The organism is Saccharothrix sp. NRRL B-16314 (assembly GCF_000716595.1).
Lineage (GTDB): Bacteria > Actinomycetota > Actinomycetes > Mycobacteriales > Pseudonocardiaceae > Actinosynnema.
In genome coordinates, this window is sequence record NZ_JNXC01000021.1 from 206,361 (window position 1) to 232,984 (window position 26,624).

Annotated in this window: 27 protein-coding genes and 1 pseudogene; 13 read left to right on the forward strand and 15 right to left on the reverse strand. The window is 70.6% G+C overall.

The genetic code is table 11. The annotated features are described in order from the left end of the window. Positions 1-3: 3 nt before the first annotated feature. The 3 genes from OQ02_RS26490 to OQ02_RS26500 all read right to left on the reverse strand — a co-directional run bounded on the left by OQ02_RS26490 (position 4) and on the right by OQ02_RS26500 (position 3,370). Positions 4-1,155, reverse strand: a complete 1,152-nt coding sequence (locus OQ02_RS26490) for a polysaccharide deacetylase (protein WP_231500231.1) — start codon at positions 1,153-1,155, stop codon at positions 4-6. Between the two features lie 104 nt (positions 1,156-1,259). Then, complete coding sequence (locus OQ02_RS26495; protein WP_033441275.1) at positions 1,260-1,955, reverse strand: class F sortase; 696 nt, start codon at positions 1,953-1,955, stop codon at positions 1,260-1,262. After that, positions 1,952-3,370, reverse strand: a complete 1,419-nt coding sequence (locus OQ02_RS26500) for a hypothetical protein (RefSeq protein ID WP_033441276.1) — start codon at positions 3,368-3,370, stop codon at positions 1,952-1,954. Before OQ02_RS26500 ends, OQ02_RS26495 begins: the two co-directional genes overlap by 4 nt. A 231-nt stretch (positions 3,371-3,601) precedes the next feature. Between OQ02_RS26500 and OQ02_RS26505 the strand changes: the two genes are divergently transcribed. Continuing rightward, on the forward strand, positions 3,602-4,402 hold the full coding sequence (locus OQ02_RS26505) for a Bax inhibitor-1/YccA family protein (protein ID WP_033441277.1): 801 nt from the start codon (positions 3,602-3,604) through the stop codon (positions 4,400-4,402). 194 nt (positions 4,403-4,596) lie between these two features. Here the strand turns inward: OQ02_RS26505 and OQ02_RS26510 are convergent, their stop codons facing one another. The 3 genes from OQ02_RS26510 to OQ02_RS26520 are packed head-to-tail and all read right to left on the reverse strand — an operon-like array spanning position 4,597 to position 6,920. After that, positions 4,597-4,809 (reverse strand): hypothetical protein, encoded by a 213-nt coding sequence (locus OQ02_RS26510; protein WP_033441278.1) that lies wholly within the window; start codon positions 4,807-4,809, stop codon positions 4,597-4,599. A gap of 54 nt (positions 4,810-4,863) precedes the next feature. Next, entirely contained in the window at positions 4,864-6,084 is a 1,221-nt protein-coding gene (locus OQ02_RS26515) for an acetyl-CoA C-acetyltransferase (RefSeq protein WP_033441279.1), read from the reverse strand. Between the two features lie 56 nt (positions 6,085-6,140). After that, positions 6,141-6,920, reverse strand: coding sequence for an SGNH/GDSL hydrolase family protein (locus OQ02_RS26520; protein ID WP_033441280.1), 780 nt, complete (start codon positions 6,918-6,920; stop codon positions 6,141-6,143). 96 nt (positions 6,921-7,016) lie between these two features. Between OQ02_RS26520 and OQ02_RS26525 the strand changes: the two genes are divergently transcribed. The 3 genes from OQ02_RS26525 to OQ02_RS26535 all read left to right on the forward strand — a co-directional run bounded on the left by OQ02_RS26525 (position 7,017) and on the right by OQ02_RS26535 (position 10,885). Next, entirely contained in the window at positions 7,017-8,387 is a 1,371-nt protein-coding gene (locus OQ02_RS26525; RefSeq protein WP_033441281.1) for a cystathionine beta-synthase, read from the forward strand. A 105-nt stretch (positions 8,388-8,492) separates the two neighbouring features. Then, a complete protein-coding gene (locus tag OQ02_RS26530; protein ID WP_051772820.1) occupies positions 8,493-9,629 on the forward strand; it encodes an RDD family protein in 1,137 nt (378 codons plus the stop codon). A 104-nt stretch (positions 9,630-9,733) separates the two neighbouring features. Beyond that, positions 9,734-10,885 (forward strand): cystathionine gamma-synthase, encoded by a 1,152-nt coding sequence (locus tag OQ02_RS26535; protein WP_033441282.1) that lies wholly within the window; start codon positions 9,734-9,736, stop codon positions 10,883-10,885. A gap of 187 nt (positions 10,886-11,072) precedes the next feature. Here the strand turns inward: OQ02_RS26535 and OQ02_RS26540 are convergent, their stop codons facing one another. The 3 genes from OQ02_RS26540 to hppD all read right to left on the reverse strand — a co-directional run bounded on the left by OQ02_RS26540 (position 11,073) and on the right by hppD (position 13,030). Continuing rightward, positions 11,073-11,345, reverse strand: coding sequence for a DUF2277 domain-containing protein (locus OQ02_RS26540; RefSeq protein ID WP_033441283.1), 273 nt, complete (start codon positions 11,343-11,345; stop codon positions 11,073-11,075). 22 nt (positions 11,346-11,367) lie between these two features. Continuing rightward, the gene (locus OQ02_RS26545; RefSeq protein ID WP_033441338.1) at positions 11,368-11,598 is read right to left on the reverse strand and encodes a hypothetical protein; all 231 of its coding nucleotides are present in this window, start codon (positions 11,596-11,598) and stop codon (positions 11,368-11,370) included. A gap of 250 nt (positions 11,599-11,848) precedes the next feature. Next, positions 11,849-13,030, reverse strand: a complete 1,182-nt coding sequence (gene hppD / locus OQ02_RS26550; protein ID WP_033441284.1) for a 4-hydroxyphenylpyruvate dioxygenase — start codon at positions 13,028-13,030, stop codon at positions 11,849-11,851. 74 nt (positions 13,031-13,104) lie between these two features. Between hppD and OQ02_RS26555 the strand changes: the two genes are divergently transcribed. Then, positions 13,105-13,599, forward strand: a complete 495-nt coding sequence (locus OQ02_RS26555) for an Lrp/AsnC family transcriptional regulator (protein ID WP_051772821.1) — start codon at positions 13,105-13,107, stop codon at positions 13,597-13,599. Between the two features lie 155 nt (positions 13,600-13,754). On the opposite strand, the gene greA is transcribed toward OQ02_RS26555, so the two are convergent. Further along, a complete protein-coding gene (greA, locus tag OQ02_RS26560; RefSeq protein ID WP_033441285.1) occupies positions 13,755-14,249 on the reverse strand; it encodes a transcription elongation factor GreA in 495 nt (164 codons plus the stop codon). A gap of 185 nt (positions 14,250-14,434) precedes the next feature. Then, positions 14,435-14,845: a DUF4307 domain-containing protein gene (locus tag OQ02_RS26565; protein ID WP_033441286.1), complete on the reverse strand. Its 411-nt coding sequence runs from the start codon at positions 14,843-14,845 to the stop codon at positions 14,435-14,437. A gap of 110 nt (positions 14,846-14,955) precedes the next feature. Here OQ02_RS26565 and mca point away from each other — a divergent pair, with 110 nt between their 5' ends. Beyond that, entirely contained in the window at positions 14,956-15,837 is an 882-nt protein-coding gene (gene mca, locus OQ02_RS26570; RefSeq protein WP_033441287.1) for a mycothiol conjugate amidase Mca, read from the forward strand. Next, entirely contained in the window at positions 15,834-16,142 is a 309-nt protein-coding gene (locus tag OQ02_RS26575) for a hypothetical protein (protein ID WP_033441288.1), read from the forward strand. The genes mca and OQ02_RS26575 overlap by 4 nt, the downstream gene beginning before the upstream one ends. A gap of 18 nt (positions 16,143-16,160) precedes the next feature. Here OQ02_RS26575 and OQ02_RS26580 read toward each other — a convergent pair. Beyond that, a pseudogene (locus OQ02_RS26580) lies at positions 16,161-17,051 on the reverse strand (metallophosphoesterase); the annotation flags it as partial. Between OQ02_RS26580 and OQ02_RS26585 the strand changes: the two are divergent. The 3 genes from OQ02_RS26585 (at position 16,965) to OQ02_RS26595 (ending at position 20,344) form a co-directional block, all read left to right on the forward strand. Further along, entirely contained in the window at positions 16,965-18,932 is a 1,968-nt protein-coding gene (locus OQ02_RS26585; protein WP_033441289.1) for a thioredoxin domain-containing protein, read from the forward strand. The pseudogene OQ02_RS26580 and the gene OQ02_RS26585 overlap by 87 nt on opposite strands. Before the next feature lie 78 nt (positions 18,933-19,010). Next, positions 19,011-19,568: a hypothetical protein gene (locus OQ02_RS26590; protein WP_033441290.1), complete on the forward strand. Its 558-nt coding sequence runs from the start codon at positions 19,011-19,013 to the stop codon at positions 19,566-19,568. A gap of 83 nt (positions 19,569-19,651) precedes the next feature. Continuing rightward, entirely contained in the window at positions 19,652-20,344 is a 693-nt protein-coding gene (locus OQ02_RS26595; RefSeq protein WP_033441291.1) for a class I SAM-dependent methyltransferase, read from the forward strand. A gap of 120 nt (positions 20,345-20,464) precedes the next feature. Here the strand turns inward: OQ02_RS26595 and trhA are convergent, their stop codons facing one another. Continuing rightward, the gene (trhA, locus tag OQ02_RS26600) at positions 20,465-21,142 is read right to left on the reverse strand and encodes a PAQR family membrane homeostasis protein TrhA (RefSeq protein WP_033441292.1); all 678 of its coding nucleotides are present in this window, start codon (positions 21,140-21,142) and stop codon (positions 20,465-20,467) included. Between the two features lie 82 nt (positions 21,143-21,224). On the opposite strand from trhA, the gene OQ02_RS26605 reads away from it, so the two are divergent. Further along, positions 21,225-22,004: an isoprenyl transferase gene (locus tag OQ02_RS26605; RefSeq protein WP_033441293.1), complete on the forward strand. Its 780-nt coding sequence runs from the start codon at positions 21,225-21,227 to the stop codon at positions 22,002-22,004. A gap of 128 nt (positions 22,005-22,132) precedes the next feature. Here the strand turns inward: OQ02_RS26605 and OQ02_RS26610 are convergent, their stop codons facing one another. Further along, entirely contained in the window at positions 22,133-22,456 is a 324-nt protein-coding gene (locus OQ02_RS26610) for a hypothetical protein (protein WP_033441294.1), read from the reverse strand. A 227-nt stretch (positions 22,457-22,683) separates the two neighbouring features. On the opposite strand from OQ02_RS26610, the gene OQ02_RS26615 reads away from it, so the two are divergent. After that, a complete protein-coding gene (locus OQ02_RS26615; protein WP_033441295.1) occupies positions 22,684-23,922 on the forward strand; it encodes a hypothetical protein in 1,239 nt (412 codons plus the stop codon). A 493-nt stretch (positions 23,923-24,415) separates the two neighbouring features. Then, complete coding sequence (locus OQ02_RS26620; protein ID WP_033441296.1) at positions 24,416-25,705, forward strand: PhoH family protein; 1,290 nt, start codon at positions 24,416-24,418, stop codon at positions 25,703-25,705. A gap of 80 nt (positions 25,706-25,785) precedes the next feature. Here OQ02_RS26620 and OQ02_RS26625 read toward each other — a convergent pair whose 3' ends face one another. Next, the gene (locus OQ02_RS26625; protein WP_197043504.1) at positions 25,786-26,493 is read right to left on the reverse strand and encodes a Pr6Pr family membrane protein; all 708 of its coding nucleotides are present in this window, start codon (positions 26,491-26,493) and stop codon (positions 25,786-25,788) included. Positions 26,494-26,624: the final 131 nt, after the last annotated feature.

Here is a 26,624-nt window from a genome sequence, read left to right on the forward strand (position 1 = left end):
GGGTCAGTTCCGGGCGGCGGGCATGCGCCTCAACTGCTCCAGCACCACCGGGTCCTGCAACTGCATCCACTGGATGACCTCCGTGTAGGTGGCGCACGCCGTCTCCGGCCGCACGCACACCTCGCCCAGGAACCCCTCCACCGCGTTGCTGAACGCGCCGCCGGCCCACTCGTTGAAGTGGTTGCCGATCACGATCGGGGCGCGGTTGCGGTTGAACGTCGCCTGGTACACCGACCGGTACGTGTCCAGCACGATCCGGGTGTAGTCGGCGGCCTTCTCCGGCTCCTCCTTGGCGCCGTTGAGCGCGTACCAGAGGTTGAAGTCCATCATCACGACCTGCTTGCCCAGCGCGGGCACGCGCACCTCCGGCATGGGGAACTCCCACATCCCGTCCCGCGCGAACGGCCACACCACGCCGAGGCTCACGTGGCTGGTGTCGTAGGCCAGGCCGTGCGCGCGCATCGCCGGGAACGCCTGCGGCCAGTCACCCTCCAGGCACGGCGTCCGCCCGCCGCGCACGGCCGCCGGGTCCAGCTTGAACCCCTGCTGCCGTGCCTTCTCCACGATCGCGAAGAACTGGTCGATCTCGGAGTTCCACTGGTCGGTCTTCCAGGTGCCGACGTTCGGCTCGTCGCCGACGCAGAAGTGCCCGTTGTAGTGGGTGCCGATCTCGTGCCCGGCGTCGATGGCCGCGTTCAGGTACCCGATCCGCAGGTCGACGTCCGCGCGGCTGCCGCCGAACCCGATGGACGACCGGCCCCGGTCGTGCCCCGGCCCGGTGTACGACGCGGCGTCCTCGTCCGCGACCAGGTACACGCCCGACAACAACCCGGTGACGTGCGCGTTCGACTGCCTTGCCAGCGGCATGATCCGGTCCCAGTGCGGCTTGGACGCCGCGCCGTCGAACGAGAACAGCACGAACTGGGGCGGCTTCTCACCCGGCAGCATCCGCCGCATCCACGACGGCGGCGACGTGGACGGCGGCACGGTCAACGGGGCGGTCGTGCCCGCGTCGGGGCTGGTCGTGCCCGCGTTGCCGCCGGTCGGGCGCGGTGCCATCGGCAGCGGCGCGGCCGGCTCGCCCACGTCGTTGCCGGGTTCCGATTCCCGCGCGCCCAGCACCGCCAGCACCACCAAGGTGAGTGCCAGCGCCACACCAGTGCTGAGCCGCCCCCATCGCTTCACACCAACAATGACGACGGGAGGTAGCGGGAGGTTGCCTGTTCGTCACGACCGGCCGAGGTCGAGGTCGAGGTCGGTCAGGGGACGGGGGTGGCGATCACGACCTGGTTCTCCTCGTAACCGGTGTCGCCGCCGACCCACCGACCGCCGCACGTCACCAGCACCAGCCGGTGCCCGCCACGCGGTCCGAACAACTCGACCGCACGCGCGGGCAGGGCGTCCTTGCGGACCGCCTCCACCTGGCCGACCTGGAACCGGAACGACTTGCCCGCCGTGTCGACCACGGTCACGTGCTGCCCGACCGCCGCCCGCCACAGCTCGTCGAACGGCCCGGTCATGCCCTTCCAGTTCACGTGCCCGGCCAGCACCGTCGCGCCCTCGGACGCGCCGAGGTCCACGCCCCACCACGTCGCCTCGCCGACGCCCTCCGGCACCGGCAGCACGCCGTCGGCGGTGACCTCCTCGCGCACCAGCGTGGCCAACCCGCCCGCGGGCAGCCGCACCGTCCCCGGCTGCTGCTGCGGCGGCGCGACCGGAGGCGGCGGGGGAGCGGGCGTGGTCGTCACGGGTGTTCCCGGCGGGTTCGCGCCGACCGGCATCCCGGCGAGGTCCACGCCCCGCCCCGACAGCGCGCTGTCGCCCAACGGGTGCGGCACCACGGCGTCACCGGGCGTGGCCAGGCCCGCCAGGACGACGTCCGGCGACCGGGTGACGACGAGCGCGGCGGAGGCGAGCAGCGCCGCCACCGCCACGCCCGTCAGCAGAGCCTTCACCGGCGTGCGGTCGCCCGTCGCCGGGCAAGCAGGCCGACCAGGGCCGCGCCGAGCAGCACCACGCCGCCGAACCCGACCAGGGCGCCGGTCGGCGTCTCGGTGGTGAACGACGCCTTCGCCACGACACCGGCGCCTTCCGCGCCCGCCGGGATCGTGATGGGCACGATGGGTTTGTCCGGTTTGTTGGTCAACGCCAGCGCCAGCGTCTGGCCCGGCTCGACGTTCCCGCACGCCTTGGGCGGGGCGTTCGGGTCGAAGAACTCCTCGTAGCCCTTCGCCGGCGCGACCTCGACCACGCAGATCTCCTGCGGCGTGCGGAGGTCGGGCACGACCGCGGTGCCGTCGGCGGCGGTCTGGAGCACGATCGGCTGACCCTCGGGGCCGGTCAACGCCGTGTCGTCCTGCCGCTTCGCGGGCGACGAGCCGTCGGCCGCCGTCACCCGCAGCGCCACGCCCGCGATCGCCTTGCCGGTCTCCTCGTCGGTCTTGGCGACCTTGACCGCGCCGGGAGCCGTCTTCGCCGTCGTCGCCGCGTTCGCGGCCAGCTTCTTCTCGCCACCCGTGGTGACGATCCGCTGCATGGCCGTGTTGTTCTGGGGGACCTGCACCTTCGGCCGGTCCGCCGGGCTGTCCAGCTTCACCGAGAACGACGGGTTCGGCCCGGTCGGCACCACCTTCACCGCGAGCGCCGTGCCGTCGGTCGGCGTGGTCAGGTCGCCCGCCGGCGTGCCGCCCTCCAGCTCCGCGTCGGTCAGCTCCACCGTGACGGGGACGCCGGCGACCTGCGCGCCGTCGGGTTTGGTGATGTCCACCACCCACGTGTCCGGCGTGCCGATGATCTGCTCCTCAGCGGGCGCGCTCACCTTGGCCGCCCACGGACCGCGGTTGGCCTTCGCGTCGTCGCGCAGCCGGTTCACGGCCTGCTGCGCCTGGCCGAAGTTCGCCAGCTGGTCGTAGTGGAACGCCTCGTCGTAGGCGATCTCCTGGAAGCCCTTGGTCGGGTCGAGGTAGACGTTGTTCGCCGGGTCGGGGTAGGCCGTCCACGAGTGCAGCAGGTGCGCCAGCGCGGCGGCCTCGTCCGCCGACTGGGTGCCCGCGTAGCGCAGCAGCAGGTAGGAGATGTTCGCCGCGACCTCGTCGGACAGCGGCACACCGCCCTTGGACAGCAGTTCGTCGCCGTCCTGGTACTCCTGGCTGCTGTCCGGCGCGAGCAGGGAGTACTGCACGCACCACACGCGCTGGCCGCGCCACTCGTAGGAGCCGAGCCAATCACCGCCCGGGGGCTTGCCGTGGTAGCCCTGGGCCGGTACCTCGTGCCCGAGGCCTTCCTTCACCTGCGCGCCGGCCGCACCCGGTACCGCCAACAGGGTCACGCCCGCCGCGAGCACCGCGGCGGCGAGTCGCTTCCAACCCATGATCTTCCACTACCCCTCGGCGCGTCTGTGGAGAGCTGCCGCGCTGAGCCTTACGGCTACGGGATCATGTCGACAAGCCCCCACCGGGGTGGAGCGCCGACTACGCTCCGCAGCGCGGGTGGTGGATCCGAGATCGACAGCCCGAGTAAAGTCGCTTTTACCCGACGGGAACCGATCGACTCGTGTGGTCGTTGAACCCGTGACGGCGTCAGCACGCCACAGGAGGACGAGGTGCGTACCACCAGCAACCCCGCGTTCCGCAACCTGCCGACCAGCGGCGGTAGCGGTAACTACGCAGGCTTCGGCCAGCCCTACGAGTCGCAGCAGTACGGCGGCTACCAGAGTGCTCCGCCGACCACTGGCGAGCGCCCCATCACGATCGACGACGTGGTCACCAAGACCGCGACCACGCTCGGCGTGGCACTGCTCACCGGCTTCGTCTCGGCGTGGCTGGTGCTGTCCGGCCAGGTCGCGCCGTTCGCGCTGATGCTGCCGGGCATGATCATCGGCTTGGTGCTCGCCCTGATCATCATCTTCAAGAACCTGGCCAGCGCGCCGATGGTGCTCGCCTACTCGGCGGCCGAGGGCGTGTTCCTGGGCGCCATCACCGGCGTCTTCGAGAGCATGTTCCCCGGCATCGCGTGGCAGGCGATCCTCGGCACGTTCGGCGTGTTCGGTGCGATGCTCGTGGTCTACAAGACGGGCGCGATCCGCGTCACCCCGCGCCTGACCAAGTGGATCATCGGCGCCACCGTGGGCGCGGTCGTGCTCATGCTCGGCAACCTGGTCATGGGCATGTTCGGCGTGAACATGGGTCTGCGTGACGGCGGCACCCTGGCGATCGTCTTCAGCCTGGTCGTCATCGGCATCGCGGCGTTCAGCTTCCTGCTGGACTTCGAGGCCGCCAACGAGATGATCCGCGGCGGGCTGCCGGCCAAGTACGCCTGGCTGGCCGCGTTCGGCCTGATGACCACGCTCGTCTGGCTGTACCTGGAGATCCTGCGCCTGCTGTCCTACTTCCAGAACGACTAGCACCACCCAGCACCACCAGCGTGACCCGCGAAGGGCGCCCCGGCTCCGCCGGGGCGCCCTTCCCCTTCCCGTGAGTCCTACGTTCAGACCTCGTGAGTCCTACGTTCACGACCCGTGAGTCCTACGTTCAGGACCCCCGAGTTCAACGCTCAGAACGGCTCGGGGGCGCGGGTCGGTCGCGGGTCGGTCATGGGTCAGTCGCGCCAGCCGGGGTCGTCCTCCATGGCCGAACCCACCTCGACCAGGCACGGCACGCACAGCGCACCACCCGGCGCCCGGACCACGAGCTCCGGCGGCACCGAGTGGGCGCACGCCGCCTCGAAGTACACCTCCGAGCCCTGCTCCACGGAGAACGCGTGGCACAGCCGGTCGTACCCGCTGTGCCACCACACGTACGGCATCGTCACCCCGACCTCCCTACTCCTGAGTAGGACGCGCGGTAACGGTAACCGTGACGCGGTTCAGCTCAGTCGCTCGACCACCATCGCCATGCCCTGGCCGCCGCCGACGCACATCGTCTCCAGCCCGAACTGCTTGTCGTGGAACTGGAGCCCGTTGATCAGCGTCGTGGTGATCCGGGCACCGGTCATCCCGAACGGGTGCCCCACGGCGATCGCACCGCCGTTGACGTTGACCCGGTCGAGGTCGAAGCCGAGCTCCCGGTACGACGGGATGACCTGCGCCGCGAACGCCTCGTTGATCTCCACCAGGTCGATGTCCGACGCCGACAGGCCGGCCAGCGCCAACGCCCGCCGCGACGCCTCGACCGGACCGAGCCCCATGATCTCCGGCGACAACCCGGACACGCCCGTCGACACGATCCGCGCCAGCGGGGTGATCCCCAGCTCACGCGCCTTCACGTCGCTCATGACCACCAACGCCGCCGCGCCGTCGTTCAACGGGCAGCAGTTGCCCGCCGTCACGCGACCGTCCGGCCGGAACACCGGCTTCAGCCCCGACACGCCCTCGATCGTCACGCCCGGCCGCGGACCGTCGTCGGTCGACACGACCGTGCCGTCCGGCAGCGTGACGGGCGTGATCTCGCGCGCCCAGAACCCGTTGGCGATGGCCTTCTCGGCGAGGTTCTGCGACCGCACCCCGAACTGGTCCATCTCCTCGCGCGACACGCCCTTCGCCAGCGCCAGGTTCTCGGCCGTCTGCCCCATCGAGATGTAGATGTTCGGCAGCTGCCCGTTCTCCCGCGGGTCCACCCACTCGGACGCGCCCGACTGGGCCACCGCGGCCGACCGCGCCTCGGCGTCGGCGAACAGCGGGTTGTGCGTGTCCGGCCACGAGTCGGACGACCCGCGCGCGAACCGGGACACCGTCTCCACGCCGGCGCTGATGAACACGTCGCCCTCGCCCGCCTTGATCGCGTGCAGCGCCATGCGGGTCGTCTGCACGCTGGACGCGCAGTACCGGGTGACCGTGGTGGCGGGCAACCGGTCGAACCCGGCCAGCACGGACACCACGCGGCCCAGGTTGAAGCCCTGCTCGCCGCCGGGCAGACCGCAGCCGAGCATCAGGTCGTCGATGTCGGCGGGGTCGAGCTGCGGCACCTTCGCCAGCGCGGCGTGGAGGACCTGGACGGTCAGGTCGTCGGCGCGCACGTCCTTCAGCGAACCCTTGCCCGCGCGCCCGATGGGCGACCTGGCGGTGGAGACGATCACGGCCTCAGGCATTACGGAACTCCTTCGTTTCGCCGCAATGGGTGTCGTGCAGCCTAGTTAACGCCCGTTCAGCGCGGCCACCACTCGTGACGAAGGACGCCGCACAGCGGAGCCAGCAGAACCGACGTCGCCGCCTCGTACCCGGCCGCGCTCGGGTGGAACTGGTCACGGCTGAAGTAGTCCACCCGCCGCGCGTGGAACTCGGCCGCCAGCAGGTCGCCCAGCGGCACCGCCACCCCGCCGGCCCACTCGACCTCGACCCGCTGGGCCCGCGCCAACCCCCGTGACCACGTGCGCGCCACCGACCGCAGCGGCTCGCCGATCGGCCGCACCGTGCCGAGGTCCGGACACGTGCCGACCACCACCCCGACCCCCGCCGCGCGCAGCCGCCGCACCTGCGCGCCCAGCAACGCCGCCGACACCGGCACCGACAGCCGCGCGGTCACGTCGTTCGCACCGATGATCACCAGCGCCACGTCCGGCGGGTCCGCCAAGGCCCGGTCCACCTGCACCGACAGGTCACGCGTCGTCGAACCCGAGATCGCGTGCGTCTCCAGCCGCACCGGCGCCCCGACCTCCTCGGCCAACCCGGTCGCCAGCACCACGCCCGGCAGGTCGGCCGGGTCGTCCACCCCGAGGCCCGCGGCCATCGAGTCGCCGAGTACGGCGAACCGCACCGGCGTGCCGCTGCCCGCCCCGTACACCCCGTCGGCACGCGGCGGCGGCGCGTCCAGCACCCCGATCACCACCCGCGCACGCCGTGACTGCCTGGTGAACAGCCCGTACGCCGCGCCGGTCAGCCCGCCCAGCACCCCCGCCGCCACCGCCAGAAACCGGAACCCCCGCATCGAGACCCCTTCCCGAAGTCCCCATCGTCCACCGGGCAGATCGCCGCGGCACCCATATACGCTCAGCGAGTCATCTCAAGAAGTGGAAGGTCCGTCGTGGAGTACGTCGAGAGCGTCGTAGACCTGGTCGGTAACACGCCGCTGGTGAAGCTGAACGCGGTGGCCGAAGGGCTCCAGCCGCTCATCCTGGCCAAGGTCGAGTACCTCAACCCCGGTGGCAGCGTGAAGGACCGCATCGCGCTGCGCATGGTGGAGGCGGCCGAGCGCAGCGGCGAGCTCAAGCCCGGCGGCACGATCGTCGAGCCCACGTCCGGCAACACCGGCGTCGGCCTGGCGCTCGTGGCCCAGCGCAAGGGCTACAAGTGCGTCTTCGTCTGCCCCGACAAGGTCAGCGTGGACAAGCGCAACGTGCTCAAGGCGTACGGCGCCGAGGTCGTGGTGTGCCCGACCGCGGTCGCGCCGGAGCACCCCGACTCGTACTACAACGTGTCCGACCGCCTGGTCGCCGAGATCCCCGGCGCGTGGAAGCCCAACCAGTACGCCAACCCGGAGAACCCGGCCAGCCACTACCACGGCACCGGACCCGAGGTGTGGCGGCAGACCGCCGGCCGGATCACGCACTTCGTCGCGGGCGTCGGCACCGGCGGCACCATCTCCGGCACCGGCAGGTACCTCAAGGAGGTGTCCGAGGGCCGCGTGAAGGTCGTCGGCGCGGACCCGGAGGGCTCGGTGTACTCCGGCGGCAGCGGCCGGCCGTACCTGGTGGAGGGCGTCGGCGAGGACTTCTGGCCGGACGCCTACGACCGCACGGTGTGCGACGAGATCGTGGCCGTGTCCGACGCCGACTCGTTCGAGATCACCCGGCGGCTGGCCCGCGAGGAAGGCCTCCTCGTCGGCGGCTCGTGCGGCATGGCCGTCGCGGCGGCGCTGCGGGTGGCGGAGAAGGCCGGCCCGGACGACGTGATCGTGGTGCTGCTCCCCGACGGCGGGCGCGGCTACCTGTCCAGCGTGTTCAACGACAAGTGGATGGCGCAGTACGGCTTCCTGTCGCCCGACACGTCCGGCGCGACGGTCGGGGACGTGTTGCGGCGCAAGGACGGCACCATGCCGGACCTCGTCCACGGCCATCCCAACGAGACGGTCGCCGAGGCGGTCGCGATCATGCGCGAGTACGGCGTGTCGCAGATGCCCGTCGTCAACGCCGAGCCGCCGGTGATGGCCGCCGAGGTCGCCGGCGCGGTCAACGAGCGGGACCTGCTCGACGCGTTGTTCACCGGCAAGGCGCAGCTGACCGACCGGCTCGACCGGCACATGTCGTTGAAGCTCCCGACCATCGGCGCGGGCGAGTCGATCACCTCCGCGATGCAGGCACTGTCCTCAGCGGACGGTGCGTTGGTGCTGGACGACGGCAAGCCCGCCGGCGTCGTCACCCGGCAGGACATCCTGGGTTTCCTCGCTGGTCGCTGAACGGGACGGGTTGCCCGGTTGCCGCTCGACAGACCTGCGGCATCCGCTAGCGTGGGCCACCGACTCATACGCCTACGGCCCGTGCCAAGGGGGTTGGAAACTCCGATGAACGCTCCGCAGCCGCCAGAGAACCAGCAGTTCGGCGGTCAACACCAGCAGGAGCAGGGGCAGGGTGCCCAGCCCCCGAACGCCGACGCGACCCAGGTCGTGCCGAGCGGCGGCCAGCCCCCTGCTTTCCCGCCGCCGGAGGCGACCCAGATCGTGTCCTCCGGCCAGCAGCCCGCGTCGAACCCGGACGCCACGCAGGTCGTGTCGCCGGGCGCGACCCAGCAGCCGCAGTCCAACCCCTACGGCCAGCCCCAGCAGCAGCAGCCGGGCTCGGGCGCGTTCCCGGCCCAGCAGCCGCCGCAGCCGGGTTACGGCCAGCAGCCGCCCCCGCAGCAGTACGGGCAGCAGCAGCAGCAGTACGGCCAGCAGCCTTACGGGCAGCAGCCGTACGGCCAGCAGCCACCGTCCAACCCGTACGGTCAGCCGCAGGCGAACCCGTACGCGCAGCAGCAGCCGCAGCAGCCGGCCAACCCGTACGGCCAGCAGGCTCCGTCCAACCCGTACGGTCAGCCCGCCCAGCAGCAGGCGTGGGGCGCGCAGCCCGGCTACGGTCAGCCCGCCGCCTTCCCGCCGCCGGCCGGCGGGTACGCGGAGTGGGGCAGCCGCGCGGTCGGCGCGTTGATCGACTACGTCGCGCCCGGTGTCGTCGGCGCCATCCTTGCCGTCGTCGGCTCGGCGACCGGTGACCCGACGATCGCGATCATCCTGGGCCTCGTCGCCTGGGTGGGCATCATGGGTTTCATGATCTACAACTCCTGGTACCTGGCCGGCACCACCGGCCAGTCCATGGGCAAGAAGATCGCGAAGGTCAAGCTGATCAAGGAGGAGACGGGGCAGCCGATCGGCTTCGGCAACGCCTTCGTCCGCCACCTGTGCCACTTCGTCGACTCGATCGCCTGCTACGTCGGCTGGTTCGCGCCGCTGTGGGAGCTCAAGAAGCAGACGTGGGCCGACAAGATCATGGGCACCATCGTGGTGAACGCACCGGAGGCCGCGGTCCCCGGCGGCTACCCCGGCGGTGGCGGGTACGGCCAGCCGCAGCCGAACCCCTACGGGCAGCCGCCCGCGTCCAACCCGTACGGACAGCCGCAGCAGCAGAACCCCTACGGCCAGCAGCCGCCCCAGCAGTGGTGACCTGCTGACCGGATCGATTCACCCGATCGACCCGCTCGCCCCGACCGCCCGCCGGCCCTCAAGCCGGCGGGCGGTCGTCGTTCCCACGGCCGTACCCTGGGCCCATGACGGACACCGGCCACTACGGTTTCGCGACCAGGGCTATCCACGCCGGGCAGGACCCCGACCCCACGACGGGCTCGGTCATCGTGCCGATCCACGCGACGTCCACCTACGCCCAGGACGGCGTCGGCGGACTGCGCAACGGCTTCGAGTACTCCCGCACCGGCAACCCCACGAGGGCTGCGCTGGAGGAGTGCCTGGCGGCTCTCGAAGGCGGCCGACACGGCCGCGCGTTCTCGTCCGGCATGGGCGCGACGGACACGGCGCTGCGGGCGATGTGCCGCCCCGGCGACCACATCATCATCCCGAACGACGCGTACGGCGGCACGTTCCGGCTGATCGACAAGGTGTTCTCGCAGTGGGGCATCGAGCACACGCCGGTGGCGCTGTCCGACGTGGACGCGGTGCGCGCGGCCGTGCGGCCGAACACCAAGGTCATCTGGATCGAGACGCCGACCAACCCGCTGCTGAACGTCGCCGACATCGCCCTCCTCGCGCAGGTCGCGCACTCGGCGGGCGCGCGGTTCGTGGTCGACAACACGTTCGCCTCGCCGTACATCCAGAACCCGTTGGAGCTGGGCGCGGACGTCGTGTTGCACTCGACCACCAAGTACGTGGGCGGGCACTCGGACGTCGTCGGCGGTGCCCTGATCACGTCGGACGACGAACTCGACGCGCAGTTCGGCTTCCTGCAGAACGGCGCGGGCGCGGTGCCGGGGCCGTTCGACGCGTGGCTGACGTTGCGCGGGATCAAGACGCTCGAAGTGCGCATGGAGAAGCACTCGGACAACGCCGAGAAGGTCACCGAGGCGCTGCTCCGGCACCCCAAGGTGAGCCACGTGTACTACCCGGGCCTGCCCGACCACCCGGGTCACGAGATCGCGGCGAAGCAGATGCGCCGGTTCGGCGGCATGGTGTCGTTCCTGGTCAAGGGTGGTGAGGAGGAGGCCCTCCGGGTCTGCTCGCGGACGAAGCTGTTCACCCTGGCCGAGTCGCTCGGCGGCGTCGAGTCGCTGATCGAGCACCCGGGCCGGATGACCCACGCCAGCACCGCAGGGTCACTCCTGCAGGTGCCCGCCGACCTGGTCCGCGTCTCGGTGGGCATCGAATCGGCCGACGACCTCGTCGCCGACCTCACCGCCGCCCTCGACTAACCGAGAGTCCTACGTTCACGTCGCGTGAGTCCTACGTTCACGACGCGTGAGTCCTACGCTCACGACGCGTGAGTCCTACGTTCGGAACCCCCGAGTTCAACGCTCAGGACACCACGAACGCCACGAACCCCGCGCTCAGCCGGCCCGAGCGCGGGGTTCGTGGCGTTCCGAACGGTCGACCGGCGCGTCAGCCGCGCCCGTAACGGACGGCGGCTCGTTCCTTCGCCTTGGCGGCCTCGACTTCACGGTCACGCGGCGGGGCCTTCGTGACCAGCGACTCGAGCAGCACGCGCGTGGCCTCGGCGACCGCCTCGACGGCGACGTCGAACGCCTCCTGGTTCGCCGACGCAGGGTGGGTCGACCCGCTCACCTTGCGCACGTACTGGACGGCCGCCGCCCGGATCTCGTCCTCGGACGCCGGCGGTTCGAAGTTGTGGAGCACCCTGATGTTGCGACACATGGCTCTACTATCGCCCAACGAGTCAAGGTTTGACGTCGTACCGCGCGTTCTCCACCCGGGGCACGGCGGGCAGGTCGTCACCGTTCACGCACCCGCCGACGAACTCGACCACGCCGTCGCGCTCCACGAACCGGCCGGTCTCCGCGCAGCCCGCGTGGGCCACGGTGAAGAAGGCCGCGCCGGTCAACGCCACGGCGGTGGCCGCCGCCCCGACGAGCGGGATCACCGCGGTGACCCGTGCCGCGAGCGCCATGCCACCCTCCAGGTGAATGCTCTGTGAGATATCCCCACTCCGAGAGTACCGGTCTCGGCGCACCTGGTAAGGCATCGTCAGGGTTCCCACAGGAACGGGCCGGCCCGGACACCCGGACCGGCCCGTTGCCGGCACAACGTCGGAGGCGGCCCCGGCAGTTCCCGGACGCCCGCGCCGGACGCCCGCGCAGTGCCGGACGCGGGCGCAGTTCCCGGACGCCCGCGCAGTGCCGGACGCCGCCCCCAGACCGCTAGAGGTTGCCCCGACGGTCCTGCTCACGCTCGATCGCCTCGAACAACGCCTTGAAGTTGCCCTTGCCGAACCCGAGCGACCCGTGCCGCTCGATCAGCTCGTAGAACACCGTCGGCCGGTCGCCGGTCGGCTTGGTGAAGATCTGCAGCAGGTAGCCGTCCTCGTCCCGGTCGACCAGGATCCGGTGCTCCTTCAGCACCTCGATCGGCACCCGCACCTCGCCGATGCGCGCCCGCAGCTCCGGGTCGTCGTAGTACGAGTCGGGCGTCTCCAGGAACTCCACGCCCGCCGAGCGCATCGCGGTCAACGTGGCCACGATGTCGTTGGTGGCCAGCGCGATGTGCTGGACGCCGGCACCCGAGTAGAACTCCAGGTACTCGTCGATCTGCGACTTCTTCTTCGCCACGGCGGGCTCGTTCAGCGGGAACTTAACCCGGTGGTTGCCGTTGGAGACGACCTTGCTCATCAACGCCGAGTAGTCGGTGGCGATGTCGTCGCCGACGAACTCCGCCATGTTCACGAAGCCCATCACCCGGTTGTAGAACTCGACCCAGTGGTCCATCCGGCCCAGTTCGACGTTGCCCACGCAGTGGTCGACCGCCTGGAACAACCGCTTCGGCGCACCTTCCGGCCGCACGACCGCGCTCTTCCGGACCTCGTACCCGGGCAGGTAGGGGCCGTTGTAGCGGGACCGGTCGACGAGCGTGTGGCGGGTCTCGCCGTACGTCGCGATGGCGGCCACGCGGACGGTGCCGTGCTCGTCGGTGAGGTCGTGCGGCTCTTCGAGGACGGTCGCGCCCTGCGCCCGCGCGTGCGTGACGCAACGGTCGACGTCGGCGACCTCCAGCGCGAGGTCCACCACGCCGTCACCGTGCTTGCGGTGGTGGTCGAGCAGCGGGCTGTCCGGCCGCACGCCCCCGTTGATCACGAACCGCGCCGACCCGGACTTGAGCACGAAGGACTTGTGGTCCCGCTGCCCGGTCTCCGGCCCCGAGTACGCGACGAGCTCCATCCCGAACGCCACCTGGTAGAACCACGCGGTCTGGGTCGCGTTGCCGACCACGAAGACCACGGCGTCCAACGAGCGGACGGGGAACGGGTCGCGCGTCCCGTCGTAGTCGACCAGGCCCACGAGTTGGCGGAGCTGGTCGTAGCTCACGTCGTCAAGCTGCTGCGTCATGCTTCACAGGATGTGCGTGCTGGTCAGGGTGAGCAACAGTCGTCCGTTTTGCTGGTCGTTCTGTACAGTGACTCATGCCTTCGGACCCGCAAACTGAACACTCTGACCAGGCCGTCGACGCTCTGGACGCACGGCTGCTGCTCCTGCTCACCGACGAGCCGAGGCTGGGCGTGCTGGAGTGCTCGCGACGGCTGGGCGTGGCGCGCGGCACGGTGCAGGCCCGGCTGGACCGGCTGGTGGCGCGCGGTGTGCTGACGGGTTTCCCGCCGGCGCTCGACCTGGCCGCGATGGGCTACGGGCTGACCGCGTTCGCCGTGCTGGAGATCGCGCAGGGACGGCGGCACGAGGTGTCGGAAGGCCTGGCCGCGATCAACGAGGTGTGCGAGGTGCACGCCACCACCGGACCGGGTGACTTGTTCGTGCGGGTGGTGGCCAGGTCGAACGCCGACCTCCAGCGGGTGATCGACTCGATCGTGGACGTGCCGGGCGTGCAGCGCCTGTCCACGTCGATCGCGCTCTCCACCCCCGTCCCGCCGCGAGTGCGCCCGCTGCTCGAGCACGTCGTCTGACCTGGGGACGTGCGTTCCGAGCGTTGAACTCGGGTGTCCCGAACGTAGGACTCACGCGACGGGAACGTAGGACTCACGCGACGGGAACGTAGGACTCACGCGACAGCAGAAGGGCGGCCACCCCGCGTGGTGGCCGCCCTCCCGATGTCTTGGGGTCAGCCGGAGTACGGCACGGCCTTGATCAGTGTGACCTTCATCGTGCTGCCGTTGGGCAGTTCGTACTGGCGCGTCTCGCCCTCCTTGGCGCCGAGCAGCGCCTTGCCCAGCGGGGACGAGGGGGAGTAGACCTCCAGGGCTCCGTGCGCGCCCTCCTCGCGGGTCGCGAGCAGGAACTCCTCGGTCTCGTCGTCACCGTCGTAACGCACGGTGAGCACCATGCCGGGTGCCGCGACGCCCGTGACCGTGGGCGCCTCGCCGACCTTGGCGACCCTCAACAGCTCTTGCAACTGCCGGATGCGGGCCTCCTGCTTGCCCTGCTCCTCGCGGGCCGCGTGGTACCCGCCGTTCTCGCGGAGGTCACCCTCTTCGCGACGCGCGTTGATCTCCGCAGCAATGACCGGGCGATTCTCGATCATCTCGTCCAGCTCTCCCTTGAGCCGGTCGTAGGCCTCCTGGGTCAGCCAGGTCACCTCAGTGTCGCTCACGGTCACCAACTCCTCGTCTTGCTCCGGCCCACGGCGTGGGCTGGCAGTTCCCGGGCGCGCCAGCCCGGAACGGAAAAGCACGGCCCGCGTCGGGGCCGTGCTGATAGGCCAGAGTAACACGCAGACAACGTTCAACGACGGCGTTTTGTTCCTCGATCCGCCACTAAACCCCCAGATCACCCGCTTGGCCGCTACCTCATGGACAGGTACGCCGGAACCTGGTAGGAGCATCCGAACACCTCGCCGGTGACCGGAGGTTTGGACGTCTTCAGCACCGTGGTCGCGCGCACCGTGTCGCCGCCGGGCCGGACGAGGACTTCGCGCCGGCCCGCCTCGTCGCCGTCCTGGGAACGCGCGCGGACGATGCACACGACGGGCTGCTCGGGCGTCTGCCGGACCACCTCGAAAGTGATCTCCACCGCGTTGTCGCCCACCACCTGGAACGCGGTCTGCTTCGCCTCGACGGGCATGGTGCCGAGGTTGCGGTAGCCGACCCACGCGACGACGGCCCCCACCAGCACGGCGATCACGGGGAGTGACCATCGGGCCCAGCGGGGGAGTGAACGGCGGGGTGTGCCGTACCGGCCCTCGGGCAGTGCCACTTGCCGACGCCTTCCTGCCCGTGGGGAACAATGTCGCTCGACTATCGCGTTGAGTGTCGCAGGGGCTGGACCGGTCAGGTCCGGCAGGGGCAAGGAGGAGCACCACCGTCATGGTTGAGAAGCTGCGCCTGATGGCGGTGCACGCGCACCCCGACGACGAGTCCAGCAAGGGTGCCGCGACGATGGCCCGCTACGTGGCCGAGGGCCACGAGGTGATGGTCGTGACCTGCACCGGAGGCGAGGCGGGCAGCATTCTGAACCCCGCCATGGACCGTCCCGAGGTGCTCGCGGACATGGCCGGGGTCAGGCGCGCCGAGATGGCCCGCGCCGCCGAGATCCTGGGTGTCCGGCACCGCTGGCTGGGCTTCGTCGACTCGGGCCTGCCCGAGGGCGACCCGCTGCCGCCGCTGCCCGAGGGCTGCTTCGCCCTCGTGCCGCTGGAGGAGTCCACGCCGCCGCTGGTCGAGGTGATCCGCGAGTTCCGCCCGCACGTGATCGTCACCTACGACGAGAACGGCGGCTACCCGCACCCCGACCACATCCGCTGCCACGAGGTGTCGGTCGCCGCGTTCGACGCGGCGGGCGACCCGGAGCGCTACCCCGACCTGGGCGAGCCGTGGCAGCCGCTGAAGCTGTACTACTCGCACGGGTTCTCCCGCGCGAAGCTGATGGCGTTCCACGAGGCGCTCGTCGCGGAGGGCCAGGAGTCCCCGTACGCCGAGTGGCTGGCGGGCTGGGACCAGGGCAAGCCGGACGTCATCGAGCGGGTCACCACCCGGGTCGAGTGCGCCGACTACTTCCCGGTGCGCGACGAGGCCCTGAAGGCCCACGCCACCCAGATCGACCCCGAGAGCCGCTGGTTCGCCGTGCCGCTGGAGATGCAGCGCTCGGTGTGGCCGACGGAGGAGTACGAACTGGCGCGGTCGCTGGTCGACAGCACCGTGCCCGAGGACGACCTGTTCGCGGGCGTCCGGGAGAGGGTGAGCGCGTGACCTCGTTCGACCCTGTTCCGTGGGAGCAGACCACCGCGGTCGTGCTGGCTTCGCAGCCGTCCACGGAGAAGGACCCGGGCGGCCAGCAGGAGGACTTCGGCAAGTCCTCCCCGCTGGGCCTGCTCGTGCTGGTGCTGTTCTTCATCGCGGTGGTCTTCCTGGTCAAGTCGATGAACAAGCACCTGAGGAAGCTGCCCGCGTCGTTCGACAAGCCGGAAGCGGAGCCCGCGGTCGACGAGGCCAAGAGCAAGGACAAGGTCGACAAGGGCGCGGACAACGGCACGGACAAGGGCGAGAAGGAGTAGGCCCGCCTACTGCTGCCGGTACCAGGCGCGGCGGGCGGGCACGGACACGATCTCGCGTTCGGGGTAGCGCAGGGCGGTGAGACTGCCGCCGAACACGCAGCCCGTGTCCAGGCACAACGTCCCGTTCACCCAGGTCGGTTCCTCGACCGGCGTGTGTCCATAGAGGACCATCGCGGCGCCCCGGTAGTCCTGTGCCCACGGGTAGCGGACCGGGAACCCCTTGGCGTCGTGCCGGCCGGTGCTCACGCCCCACAACGCCAACGACCGCGTCCGCGCCGACTCACGGCCGTGGTAGCTCTCGGGCAGGCCGGCGTGCGCGATGACCAGCTTGCCGCCGTCGAGGAGGAAGTGCGGCACGAGCGAGTCGCAGAACGCCAGCACCTCGGCGCGGAACTCCGGCGTCTCACGGGCCAGCTGCTCCATCGACTGCTCCAGGCCGTGGTTGAGCTGGACGGCGTGCCCCTTCAACGCGCGCACCAGCTTCTCCTCGTGGTTGCCGCGCACCGAGACGGCGTCGCCGGCCGCCACCATCGCCATGACCAGCCGCAGCACGCCAGGGGTGTCGGGGCCGCGGTCGACGAGGTCGCCGACGAAGACCGCCTTGCGCCCGTCCGGGTGCGCGCCTCCGGGGGAATAGCCGAGTTCGCGCAGCAGGTGGACCAGTTCGACGTGGCAGCCGTGCACGTCGCCGATCACGTCGAACGGGCCGGTCTCGTGCCGCAGGTCGTGCGGCAGGGGTTCGTCGGAGGGCTCCATGCCCACAGTGTGATCGACTGGCCGCGCGGCCAGGAACGAATTGTCGCCTGGACCTACTGTGGAGCCATGACGAACCGGCTCGTGTCCTCGACCAGCCCGTACCTGCTCCAGCACGCGGACAACCCGGTGCACTGGTGGCCGTGGTCGCCGGAGGCGTTCGAGGAGGCGCGCGAGCGCGGTGTGCCGGTGCTGCTCTCGGTCGGGTACGCGGCGTGCCACTGGTGCCACGTGATGGCGCACGAGTCGTTCGAGGACGAGACCACCGCGGCGTACATGAACGAGCACTTCGTCAACGTGAAGGTGGACCGCGAGGAGCGGCCGGACGTGGACGCGGTGTACATGGCGGTCACGCAGGCGCTCAGCGGGCACGGCGGATGGCCGATGACGTGCTTCCTCACGCCCGACGGCGAGCCGTTCTACGCGGGCACGTACTACCCGCCGACGCCGCGCCAGGGAATGCCGTCGTTCCGCCAGGTGCTGGAGGCCATCGACCACGCGTGGCGCGAGCAGGGCGACGAGGTGCGCGAGTCGGCGGCGGGGATCGTCGCGCAGCTGGCGTTCAAGCCGCTGCCGCAGTCCACTGTGGACGCCGACGTGCTGGCGGGTGCCGTGGTGTCGCTGCTCGGGCACTTCGACCGGGCCAACGCCGGTTTCGGCGGCGCGCCGAAGTTCCCGCCGTCGATGGTGCTGGAGTTCCTGCTGCGCCACCACGAGCGGACCGGGTCCGTCGAGGCGCTGTCGATGGCGCGGACGACGTGCGGCGCGATGGCGAACGGCGGGCTGTACGACCAGCTGGCGGGCGGGTTCGCGCGGTACAGCGTGGACGCGGCGTGGGTGGTGCCGCACTTCGAGAAGATGTTGTACGACAACGCCCTGCTGCTGCGCGTGTACACGCACCTGAGCCGCCGTGACGACGACCCGCGGTACCGGGCGGTGGTGCGGGAGACGGCCGAGTTCCTGCTCCGGGACCTGGGCACGCCGGAGGGCGGGTTCGCGGCGTCGCTGGACGCGGACACCGAGGGCGTCGAGGGGTCGACGTACGTGTGGACGCCCGCGCAGTTGGTCGAGGTGCTGGGGATGGCGGCCGGAGCGCGCGCTGCGGAGCTCTACGGCGTGACGGACGAGGGCACGTTCGAGCACGGTTCGTCGACGTTGCGGATGCTCGGCTCACCGGACCCGGAGATCGCCGCCAAGCTGCTGGAGGCGCGGAACCGGCGGGTGCAGCCGGGGCGTGACGACAAGGTCGTGACGGCGTGGAACGGGTTGGCGATCGCGGCGCTGGCCGAGGCGGGCGCCGTGTTCGGCGAGCCGAGGTGGGTGGAGGCGGCGGCGCGCGCGGCGTCGTTGGTGCTGGACGTGCACCTGGTCGACGGGCGGTTGCTGCGCACGTCCCGCAACGGTGTCGCGGGCACGGCGGCGGGCGTGCTGGAGGACTACGGCTGCTTCGCCGACGGGCTGCTCGCGCTGCACCAGGCGACGGGGGACGCGCGGTGGTTCACCCTTGCCGGTGAACTGCTGGACACCGCGCTGGCCAGGTTCGCCGGGGACGAGCCGGGCGTCTACTACGACACGGCGGACGACGCCGAGGCGTTGGTGCAGCGGCCGTCCGACCCGTCGGACAACGCGAGCCCGTCCGGTGCGTCGTCGTTGGCTTCGGCGCTGGTGACGGCGTCCGTGCTGGGCGGGCCGTCGGCGTACCGCGAGGCGGCCGAGGCGGCCGTCTCCCGCGCCGGGCTGCTGGCCGCCCGTGAGCCGCGGTTCGCCGGGAACTGGCTGGCCGTGGCGGAGGCGATGGCGCTGGGGCCGGTGCAGGTGGCCGTGGTCGGGGACGCGTCCGACCTGGTGAGCGCGGCGTGGACTGGCGTGCACGGCGGAGGTGTCGTGGTGGCGGGAGCCCCGGACTCCGCGCCGTTGCTGGCCGACCGGCCCCTGGTGGACGGGCGAGCGGCGGCCTACGTGTGCCGGGGGTACGTCTGCGACCGGCCGGTGACGTCCGTGGAGGACCTCACCGAGGCCCTGTCCGTCCACCGCTAGCGAACCGGCCTTGTCCGGGCTGGTTTGCGGCGTAACGTCGGCATCGACGTAATCATGTAATCAAGGTGGGTGGTTCCGATGCGACGTGGATGGGGAGGCCGGGGCGGTTGGCAGCAGGCCGAGCAGCCGCCGGCGGACGACGCGGCGGGCTGGTTCGGCGGAAGGCTGCCCGACGACTGGTTCACCGAGGCGCCGGTGGTGACGGTGGACCGCGAAGAGATCCTGGTCGTGGGCACCCTGCCCCCGTTCGCCGGCGAGTTCGCCGACGACGCGGAACGCGCCGCGGCCGAAGCGGGCCGGATCAGCCGGTTCCGCGAGCAGACCAGGGACGAGCGGATCGAGATAGCCCGCCAAGCCGAGCACCGCTACCAGCGCAAGGTCGCCTGGGGTGCCCGGATCGGCGGGACGGAAGAACTGTTCACCACGCTGTCCGTGCCGGTGATGACGCGCCTGCGGCAGCCCGAGCGCAAGGTGCTCGACACCCTGGTGGCGGCCGGCGTCGCGAGGTCCCGTTCCGAGGCCCTGGCCTGGGCGGTCAGGCTGGTGGGGGAGCACGCCGACACCTGGCTCACCGACCTGCGCGAGGCCATGACCCGAGTGGACGACCTCCGAGCCCAAGGCCCCGACCTGACGTGACACCCCGTGCCGTCCCCGACCCTGCCGGGGGCGGCCGTGGCAAACCGATTGCCTCGTACCTGGTCCGCACTAGGCTGCGACCAATGACCGAGAGGGCGCTGACCACGGCCGGGCAGGACTGGGAAGAGCAGGCGCGGAACTGGATTGCCTGGGTGCGCAAACCCGGCTTCGACTCGTACTGGCGCTACCGCGACGCGTTCTTCGCGCTGGTGCCGACCGCCGGCCGGGCAACCCTCGACCTCGGCTGCGGCGAGGGCCGGGTGTCGCGCGACCTCGTCGATCGGGGGCACCGGGTCACCGGTATCGATGTCTCGCCCACGCTGCTGGAAGCGGCGCGAGAGGCCCACCCCGAGGGGCGGTACCTGCTGGCCGATTCGGCTGACCTCCCCTTCCCGGACCACAGCTTCGACCTCGTCATCGCCTACTGCGTGTTGATGGACGTCGACGACCTGCCCGGCACCATCGGCGAGATCGGCAGGGTGCTCGAACCGGGCGGCAGGCTCTGCCTGGCGATCACCCACCCGATCACGAACACCGGCAGCCACCGGGACGGCGTGTTCGTCCTCGACCGTCCCTACTTCGGACGTCACCGCTTCGAGGCCGAGGTCGAGCGGGACGGGATGCGGATGAAGTTCCATGGGTGGAACCACCCGCTGAGCGACTACACCAGGGCCTTGGAAGACGCCGGACTGCTCGTCGAGGCCCTTCGGGAACCGCAGGTCGACAACGACACGATCCCCTGGCACATGTGGATCAGGGCAATGCGTCCGCATTAACGCATTTCCGGACGCTGGCATCGAGGGCTGTCCCACAGGGAGCCCTCGCGTTTCTAGTGGGAACGGCCTGGAGACGGCCTGACCATGGAAACGGGGGTCAACCGACCATAAAACTGCTGGTCAGGAGTAGATCGCGAACCAGATGGCGATGTAGTGGCACAGTGCCGCCAGCACCGTCGCCGCGTGGAAGAACTCGTGGTAGCCGAAGACGGTGGGCCAGGGGTTGGGCCAGCGGGTCGCGTAGAACACCGCGCCGACCGTGTACAGCAGACCTCCGACGAGCAGCAGGACGAGGGCTGCCACGCCGACGTGGTGGAGGAGGTCGGGCAGGACGAAGACCGCCACCCAGCCCAGCGCGATGTAGATCGGCACGCCCAGCCACCTCGGCGCGTGCGGCCAGGCCAGTTTCAGCGTCACGCCGCCCAGAGCGCCGGCCCACACCACGAGCAGCACCACGTTGCCGGTGCCGGGGTCCATCGCGAGCAGCGCGAACGGCGTGTACGTGCCGGCGATGAACACGAAGATCATCGAGTGGTCGAGGCGCTTCATCCACGTCCGCGCCCGCACGCTGACCCAGTTCACCCGGTGGTACAGCGCGCTCACCCCGAACAGGCCGAGCACCGTCGCCCCGTACACGGACGTCGCCAGCGCGGCCTTCCCGGACACGGTGGCCGCCGCCAGGGCGATCAGCGTCGCGCCCGTCGCCACGGACACGACGAACGACCAGAGGTGCAACCAGCCGCGCAGCCGTGGCCGCAGTGCGGGCTCGGGCGGCTGGGAGGGCGTCGACGCGGTCACGTGCCCGAGGTTACGGGAGCGCCGCCGACGAGGTCAGCACACGACGGCGTGACCGCGCCCACCCGGCGTACGCTCTTCCAGCGTGGGTCTTCGCGAACGGGTCAAGAGCGTCCTGCTCAAGGGTTACGAGTTCCGCCTCAACCGCTGGCTCGACGGCGCGCAACGTCCACGCCACGTCGGCGTGGTGCTCGACGGCAACCGCCGCTGGGCGAAGGAGGCGGGTTTCACCGACGTCGCGCACGGCCACCGCGCCGGCGCCCGCAAGATCCTCGAACTCCTGACGTGGTGCCGCGAGGCCGAGGTCGAGGTGGTGACGCTGTGGATGCTGTCCACGGACAACCTCGACCGCCCGGCCGAAGAGCTGGAACCGCTGCTCGACATCATCGCCGACATCGTGGACGAACTGGCCGAGCCCGGTAACCCGTGGCGGGTCCGGCACGTCGGCGCGCTGGACATGCTGCCCACCGAGACCGCCGCCCGCCTGTCCGCGGCGGCACTGCGCACCAAGGGCCGCACGGGCCTCGAGGTGAACGTCGCGGTCGGCTACGGCGGCCGGCAGGAGATCGCGGACGCGGTGCGCAAGCTGCTCCAGAAGCACGCGGAGTCCGGCGGCACGATCGAGGAGCTGGCCGAGGTCCTGGACGTCGACCACATCGCCGAGCACCTCTACACGTCCGGCCAGCCCGACCCGGACCTGCTCATCCGCACCTCGGGCGAGCAGCGGCTGTCCGGGTTCATGCTGTGGCAGTCCGCGCACTCCGAGTTCTGGTTCTGCGAGGCCTACTGGCCCGAGTTCCGCCGCACCGACTTCCTGCGCGCCTTGCGCGACTACGCGATCCGGCACCGCCGCTTCGGGTCCTGATTACCCCTGGCGTGACGGTTCCGAGGCCGCATTCTCCGCGCTATTCACTCGAAAGAGTTCTGCTTTGTGCATGAAAGGGGTGGTCGTGACGCTTGGTCACGACCACCCCTTTATCGACGCGGTACTACTCAGTCGTTGTGCGTCGGGCCGTCCTCGTTCGCGATGACGTTGGTGCAGTCACCCTCGTCGTTGCCCGAGAGGATCGGGATGGCGATCACGTTGACGTCCACGTGGCAGACGTTGATGTTGCTGAGGACCTGGGAGTCGTTCAGGTTGACCAGGCCCAGCTGCTCCTCGTTCTCGTCCTGCTCCGTCTCCTCGGACTCCCACGCCCACGCGAACGGCGCGTCGTGGTGGTGGTCGTACTCGTCGCCGGTGGTCGCGAATGCGGGGGCGCCCGCCAGCATGAAGCTGGCGGCAATTGCGGTAACCGCAGCTGCCTTCTTCAGCACGTTAATCTCTCCTTGAGTCGAAGACTTCGTCGCATCGGGAGCGCCCGTTGTATTACGGAGGGCTTCCGCGTCAAGAACATACCCAGAACGGATGGCCACCGGGGGTCCCCGCAACACGATTGTGTGATCTTGTGGCGCGGTTTTTCCCCTATAACGGTGATAGCCCTTGCGCTCGGTTTAAGGCGTTGTCGCGACGTTTGCCCTGGTTGACGTAGGCTGCCCGCTCTATGGACGCAGGTGAGGTGGTGCGCGAGTACCTGCTGCTCTGCTTGCGGCTGGACCGCCTGTCCCCCGGCCTGGTCGACTCGTTCACCGGCGACCCGGTGCTGCGCCGCGCCGTCGACGACGAGCGGAAGCCGCACCCGGCCGCGCTGGCCGACCGCGCCACGCTGCTGCGCCGCGAACTGCGCGGCGTCGACCTCGACCCGGACCGCCGGCGCTTCCTCGACGCCCACCTCGTGGCCGCCGGGACCAGCGCGCGCAAGCTCGCCGGTGTGCGCGTCGGCTTCGTGGACGAGGTCCGGGCGTACTTCCAGGTCGACATCCGCCCCGGCAACACCGACGCCTACCGCCGCGCGCACGTCCAGCTGGACGAGGTGCTGCCCGGCACCGGCACGGTCGCCGAGCGTCTCGCCGACTACCGCGCCCTGGACGCGGTGCCGCCACACCGGCTCGAAGCGGCCGTGCACGCCCTGTCCAGCGCCCTGCGCGACCGCGTCCGGCAGCGGTTCGAGCTGCCCGCGAACGAGGTCGTGGAGTACGAGGTCGTCACCGACAAGCCGTGGAGCGGCTTCAACTACTACCTGGGCGACTTCCGCTCACGGGTGGCCGTCAACGCCGACCTGGGCCACCGGATGTCGAACCTGCCGCACCTCGTCGCGCACGAGTCCTACCCCGGCCACCACACCGAGCACTGCCGCAAGGAAGTCGGCCTCGTCGGCAAGCGCGGGCACGCCGAGCAGTCGCTGTTCCTGATCAACTCGCCGCAGTGCCTGACCGCCGAGGGCATGGCCGAACTCGGCCTGCACGCCGTCGTGGGCGCCGGGTGGGGGCGGTGGACCGAGGAGATCATGGCCGACCTGGGCCTGCGGATGGACGGCGAACTGGCCGAACGCGTCGAGGGCGCGCTGTCCGGGCTGCTCACCGTGCGGCAGGACGCGGCCCTGATGTTGCACGACCAGCGCGCCCACCCGGACGACGTGGTGGCGTTCCTGTGCCGCTGGCTGCTCGTCCCGGAACGCCGTGCCCGCCACATGCTGCGCTTCCTCGGTGACCCTCTGTGGCGGGCCTACACGACGACGTACGTGGAAGGCGTGCGCCTCGTCCGTGCCTGGTTGGACCTGCGTGCTCCGACGGACACGCTCGGTGACCGGTACCTGAGACTTCTCGATGAACCTCTGACGCCGGCCGCGTTGACGGAGGAAGTCCAGGCGGGGGTGTCCTGGCTGTCCCGCGACCCAGGGTGACGACGCCGTCCACCTTCGGCCGCATGGGCTCTGAGCTGCGTGGACGATCCCGTGTTGCGCCGATGTGACGGCCGGCTATCGCCCGCGGGCACCCCAAGTGGCCGTCTTTCGACAGTTTTGCGACGAAGTGACGAATCGACGAATCACCTGTGTGGCTGCCTGCATAAGAGGTACCGGCGGAGGTAACTTCCGGTTGGCGGGCCGCGTCCACTGCGGACCGCGCAGGGAGGCCCTGATCGTGGCTGTCGTCGAGTTGCCGGTTCCGCCGGCGGTGATGAGCGCGAGGGGGCCGGCACCCGGCCCTCGTGGTCGGCACGCCTGAGCTAGCGGGGCGTGCCGGTCGATCGGGGTGGTGCCTGGCCCAGCGAGGAGCGGACGCGGGTGCCGCGTTCGTGAGGGAGTTGCCGTGAACGCACGACGACCCGCGAGCCGTTCCTCAGGCTCATCGCGCAGCACTTCCCGGCGCCCTGGCGCGCCGACGAACCACACGTACGTGGTGGACACGTCCGTGCTGCTCTCCGACCCCCTGGCCACCACGCGGTTCGCCGAGCACGAGGTCGTGCTGCCGCTCGTGGTGATCAGCGAGCTGGAGGGCAAGCGGCACCACCCCGAACTGGGCTGGTTCGCCCGGGAGGCGTTGCGACTGCTCGACGACCTGCGGCTCCGGCACGGCAGGCTGGACCACCCGGTGCCGATCGGCGACCAAGGCGGCACCCTGCGCGTCGAGCTCAACCACTCCGACCCGGAGGTGCTGCCCGCGGGCTTCCGCACGGACTCCAACGACGCCCGCATACTGGCCTGCGCGCTCAACCTCGCGGCCGAGGGCGACATCGTCACGCTGGTCACCAAGGACATGCCCCTGCGCGTCAAGGCCGGTGCCGTCGGCCTCGCCGCGGAGGAGTACCGCGCCCACGACGTCACCTTGTCCGGTTACTCCGGGATGTCCGACGTGGACGTGGACCAGTCCGTGGTGGACGCGCTGTACCGCGAGAACGTGATCGACCCGTCGCTGTACGACCTCGGCCACGCCGCGGAGCTCCCGTGCCACAGCGGGTTGCGCATGCTGGCGGGCACGTCGAGCGCGCTGGGCCGGGTCACGCCGGACAAGCAGATCAGGCTGGTGCGCGGCGACCGCGAGGCGTTCGGGGTGCACGGTCGGTCGGCCGAGCAGCGCGTGGCGCTGGACCTGCTGCTCGACACCGAGGTCGGCATCGTCTCGCTGGGCGGACGGGCCGGCACCGGCAAGTCGGCGCTCGCGCTGTGCGCGGGCCTGGAGGCGGTCATGGAACGCCGCCAGCACCGCAAGGTCGTGGTGTTCCGTCCGCTGTACGCGGTAGGCGGGCAGGAGCTGGGGTACCTGCCCGGGTCCGAGAGCGAGAAGATGCAGCCGTGGGCGCAGGCGGTGTTCGACACCCTCGGCGCGCTGGTCAGCCAGGACGTGGTCGAGGAGGTCATGGACCGCGGCATGCTGGAGGTCATGCCGCTGACCCACATCCGCGGCCGGTCGCTGCACGACTCGTTCGTGATCGTGGACGAGGCGCAGTCGCTGGAGCGCAACGTGCTGCTCACCGTGCTGTCCCGGCTGGGGACGAACTCGCGGGTGGTGCTGACGCACGACGTGGCGCAGCGCGACAACCTGCGGGTCGGGCGGCACGACGGCGTCGCGGCGGTCATCGAGAAGCTGAAGGGGCACCCGCTGTTCGCGCACGTCACGTTGACGCGGTCGGAGCGTTCACCGATCGCCGCGCTGGTCACCGAGATGCTGGAGGACTACGCGTCCTGATGGCCTGACAGCTTGACGGCACGACGGCTTGACGTCGAGGCCGCCCCGGTCGCCGTGACCGGGGCGGCCTCGACCGGTGTTCAGGCCGGTGCCGGCCTCAGCTTGGCGTCCAGGGCCTTCGCGACCACCGCGAGGACGGCGGCGAGGACCAGCACCAGCAGCGCGTTGCGGAGCGCGGCGCCGAACCCCAGCACCGTCACGTCGAGGAACGGGTACGGGTACCAGTCGGTGATCGCGCCGTGCACGAAGGTGTAGGCGATCCACAGGACGGGCCAGACGAACAGCGCCCTGGCGATCGAAGCCCAGTCGACGCGCGGCCGGGGACCGAACAGCAGCCAGCCCAGCACGGCCATCAGCGGCGCGAGGCGGTGGAAGCCGAGGTTCACCCACCAGGCCGCGCCGACCGGGTGCACCAGCCGCGCCAGCAGCAGGTCGAACACGACGCCGGTGATCGCGATGCCCAGCAGGGCGTCCAGCCGCGCCACCCGCCAGCCCCGACCGTCCCGGCGGGGGTTCAGGGCCAGCGTGAGCGACACGGCGAGCACGAACACGTTGCTCTGGATGGTGAAGTAGCTGAACAGGCGCAGCAGGCGGACACCGATCGGCGCCGGCACCTCGGCCTGACCGGAGTTGACGTCCACCCCGCCGGTGAGCAGCAGCACCAGCTGGGTGACCAGCGCCGCGGCGATCACGGCCGCCAGCAGCCCGTGCCACACCCGTGAACCGGTGCTCCAGGCGGTGGACGGCCGTGGTGCGTCGGTGTTCGCGTGCGCGGCCTCGGTGCTCATCGCCCGATCATGCGGTCGGGCGTGCGGTCCGGCTAGATGATTGATTCCAAGGGGTAGGCACCTGGAGATGTGGGGCGAGGGTGTCGATGTACGGGTTGTGACGACCGACATTGACACCCTCGCGACCGCAC

Bases quoted from the DNA above. Each gene is read 5' to 3' on its own strand.
- OQ02_RS26545 (WP_033441338.1), bottom strand. From the start codon at position 11,598: ATGGCGCTCGCGGCACGGGTCACCGCGGTGATCCCGCTCGTCGGGGCG.
- OQ02_RS26530 (WP_051772820.1), top strand. From the start codon at position 8,493: ATGAACGCTCCGCAGCCGCCAGAGAACCAGCAGTTCGGCGGTCAACAC.
- OQ02_RS26590 (WP_033441290.1), top strand. From the start codon at position 19,011: ATGCGACGTGGATGGGGAGGCCGGGGCGGTTGGCAGCAGGCCGAGCAG.
- OQ02_RS26500 (WP_033441276.1), bottom strand. From the start codon at position 3,370: ATGGGTTGGAAGCGACTCGCCGCCGCGGTGCTCGCGGCGGGCGTGACC.
- OQ02_RS26625 (WP_197043504.1), bottom strand. From the start codon at position 26,493: ATGAGCACCGAGGCCGCGCACGCGAACACCGACGCACCACGGCCGTCC.
- OQ02_RS26585 (WP_033441289.1), top strand. From the start codon at position 16,965: ATGACGAACCGGCTCGTGTCCTCGACCAGCCCGTACCTGCTCCAGCAC.
- OQ02_RS26535 (WP_033441282.1), top strand. From the start codon at position 9,734: ATGACGGACACCGGCCACTACGGTTTCGCGACCAGGGCTATCCACGCC.
- OQ02_RS26595 (WP_033441291.1), top strand. From the start codon at position 19,652: ATGACCGAGAGGGCGCTGACCACGGCCGGGCAGGACTGGGAAGAGCAG.
- mca (WP_033441287.1), top strand. From the start codon at position 14,956: ATGGTTGAGAAGCTGCGCCTGATGGCGGTGCACGCGCACCCCGACGAC.
- hppD (WP_033441284.1), bottom strand. From the start codon at position 13,030: ATGACGCAGCAGCTTGACGACGTGAGCTACGACCAGCTCCGCCAACTC.
- OQ02_RS26540 (WP_033441283.1), bottom strand. From the start codon at position 11,345: ATGTGTCGCAACATCAGGGTGCTCCACAACTTCGAACCGCCGGCGTCC.
- OQ02_RS26615 (WP_033441295.1), top strand. From the start codon at position 22,684: ATGGACGCAGGTGAGGTGGTGCGCGAGTACCTGCTGCTCTGCTTGCGG.
- OQ02_RS26520 (WP_033441280.1), bottom strand. From the start codon at position 6,920: ATGCGGGGGTTCCGGTTTCTGGCGGTGGCGGCGGGGGTGCTGGGCGGG.
- OQ02_RS26555 (WP_051772821.1), top strand. From the start codon at position 13,105: ATGCCTTCGGACCCGCAAACTGAACACTCTGACCAGGCCGTCGACGCT.
- OQ02_RS26515 (WP_033441279.1), bottom strand. From the start codon at position 6,084: ATGCCTGAGGCCGTGATCGTCTCCACCGCCAGGTCGCCCATCGGGCGC.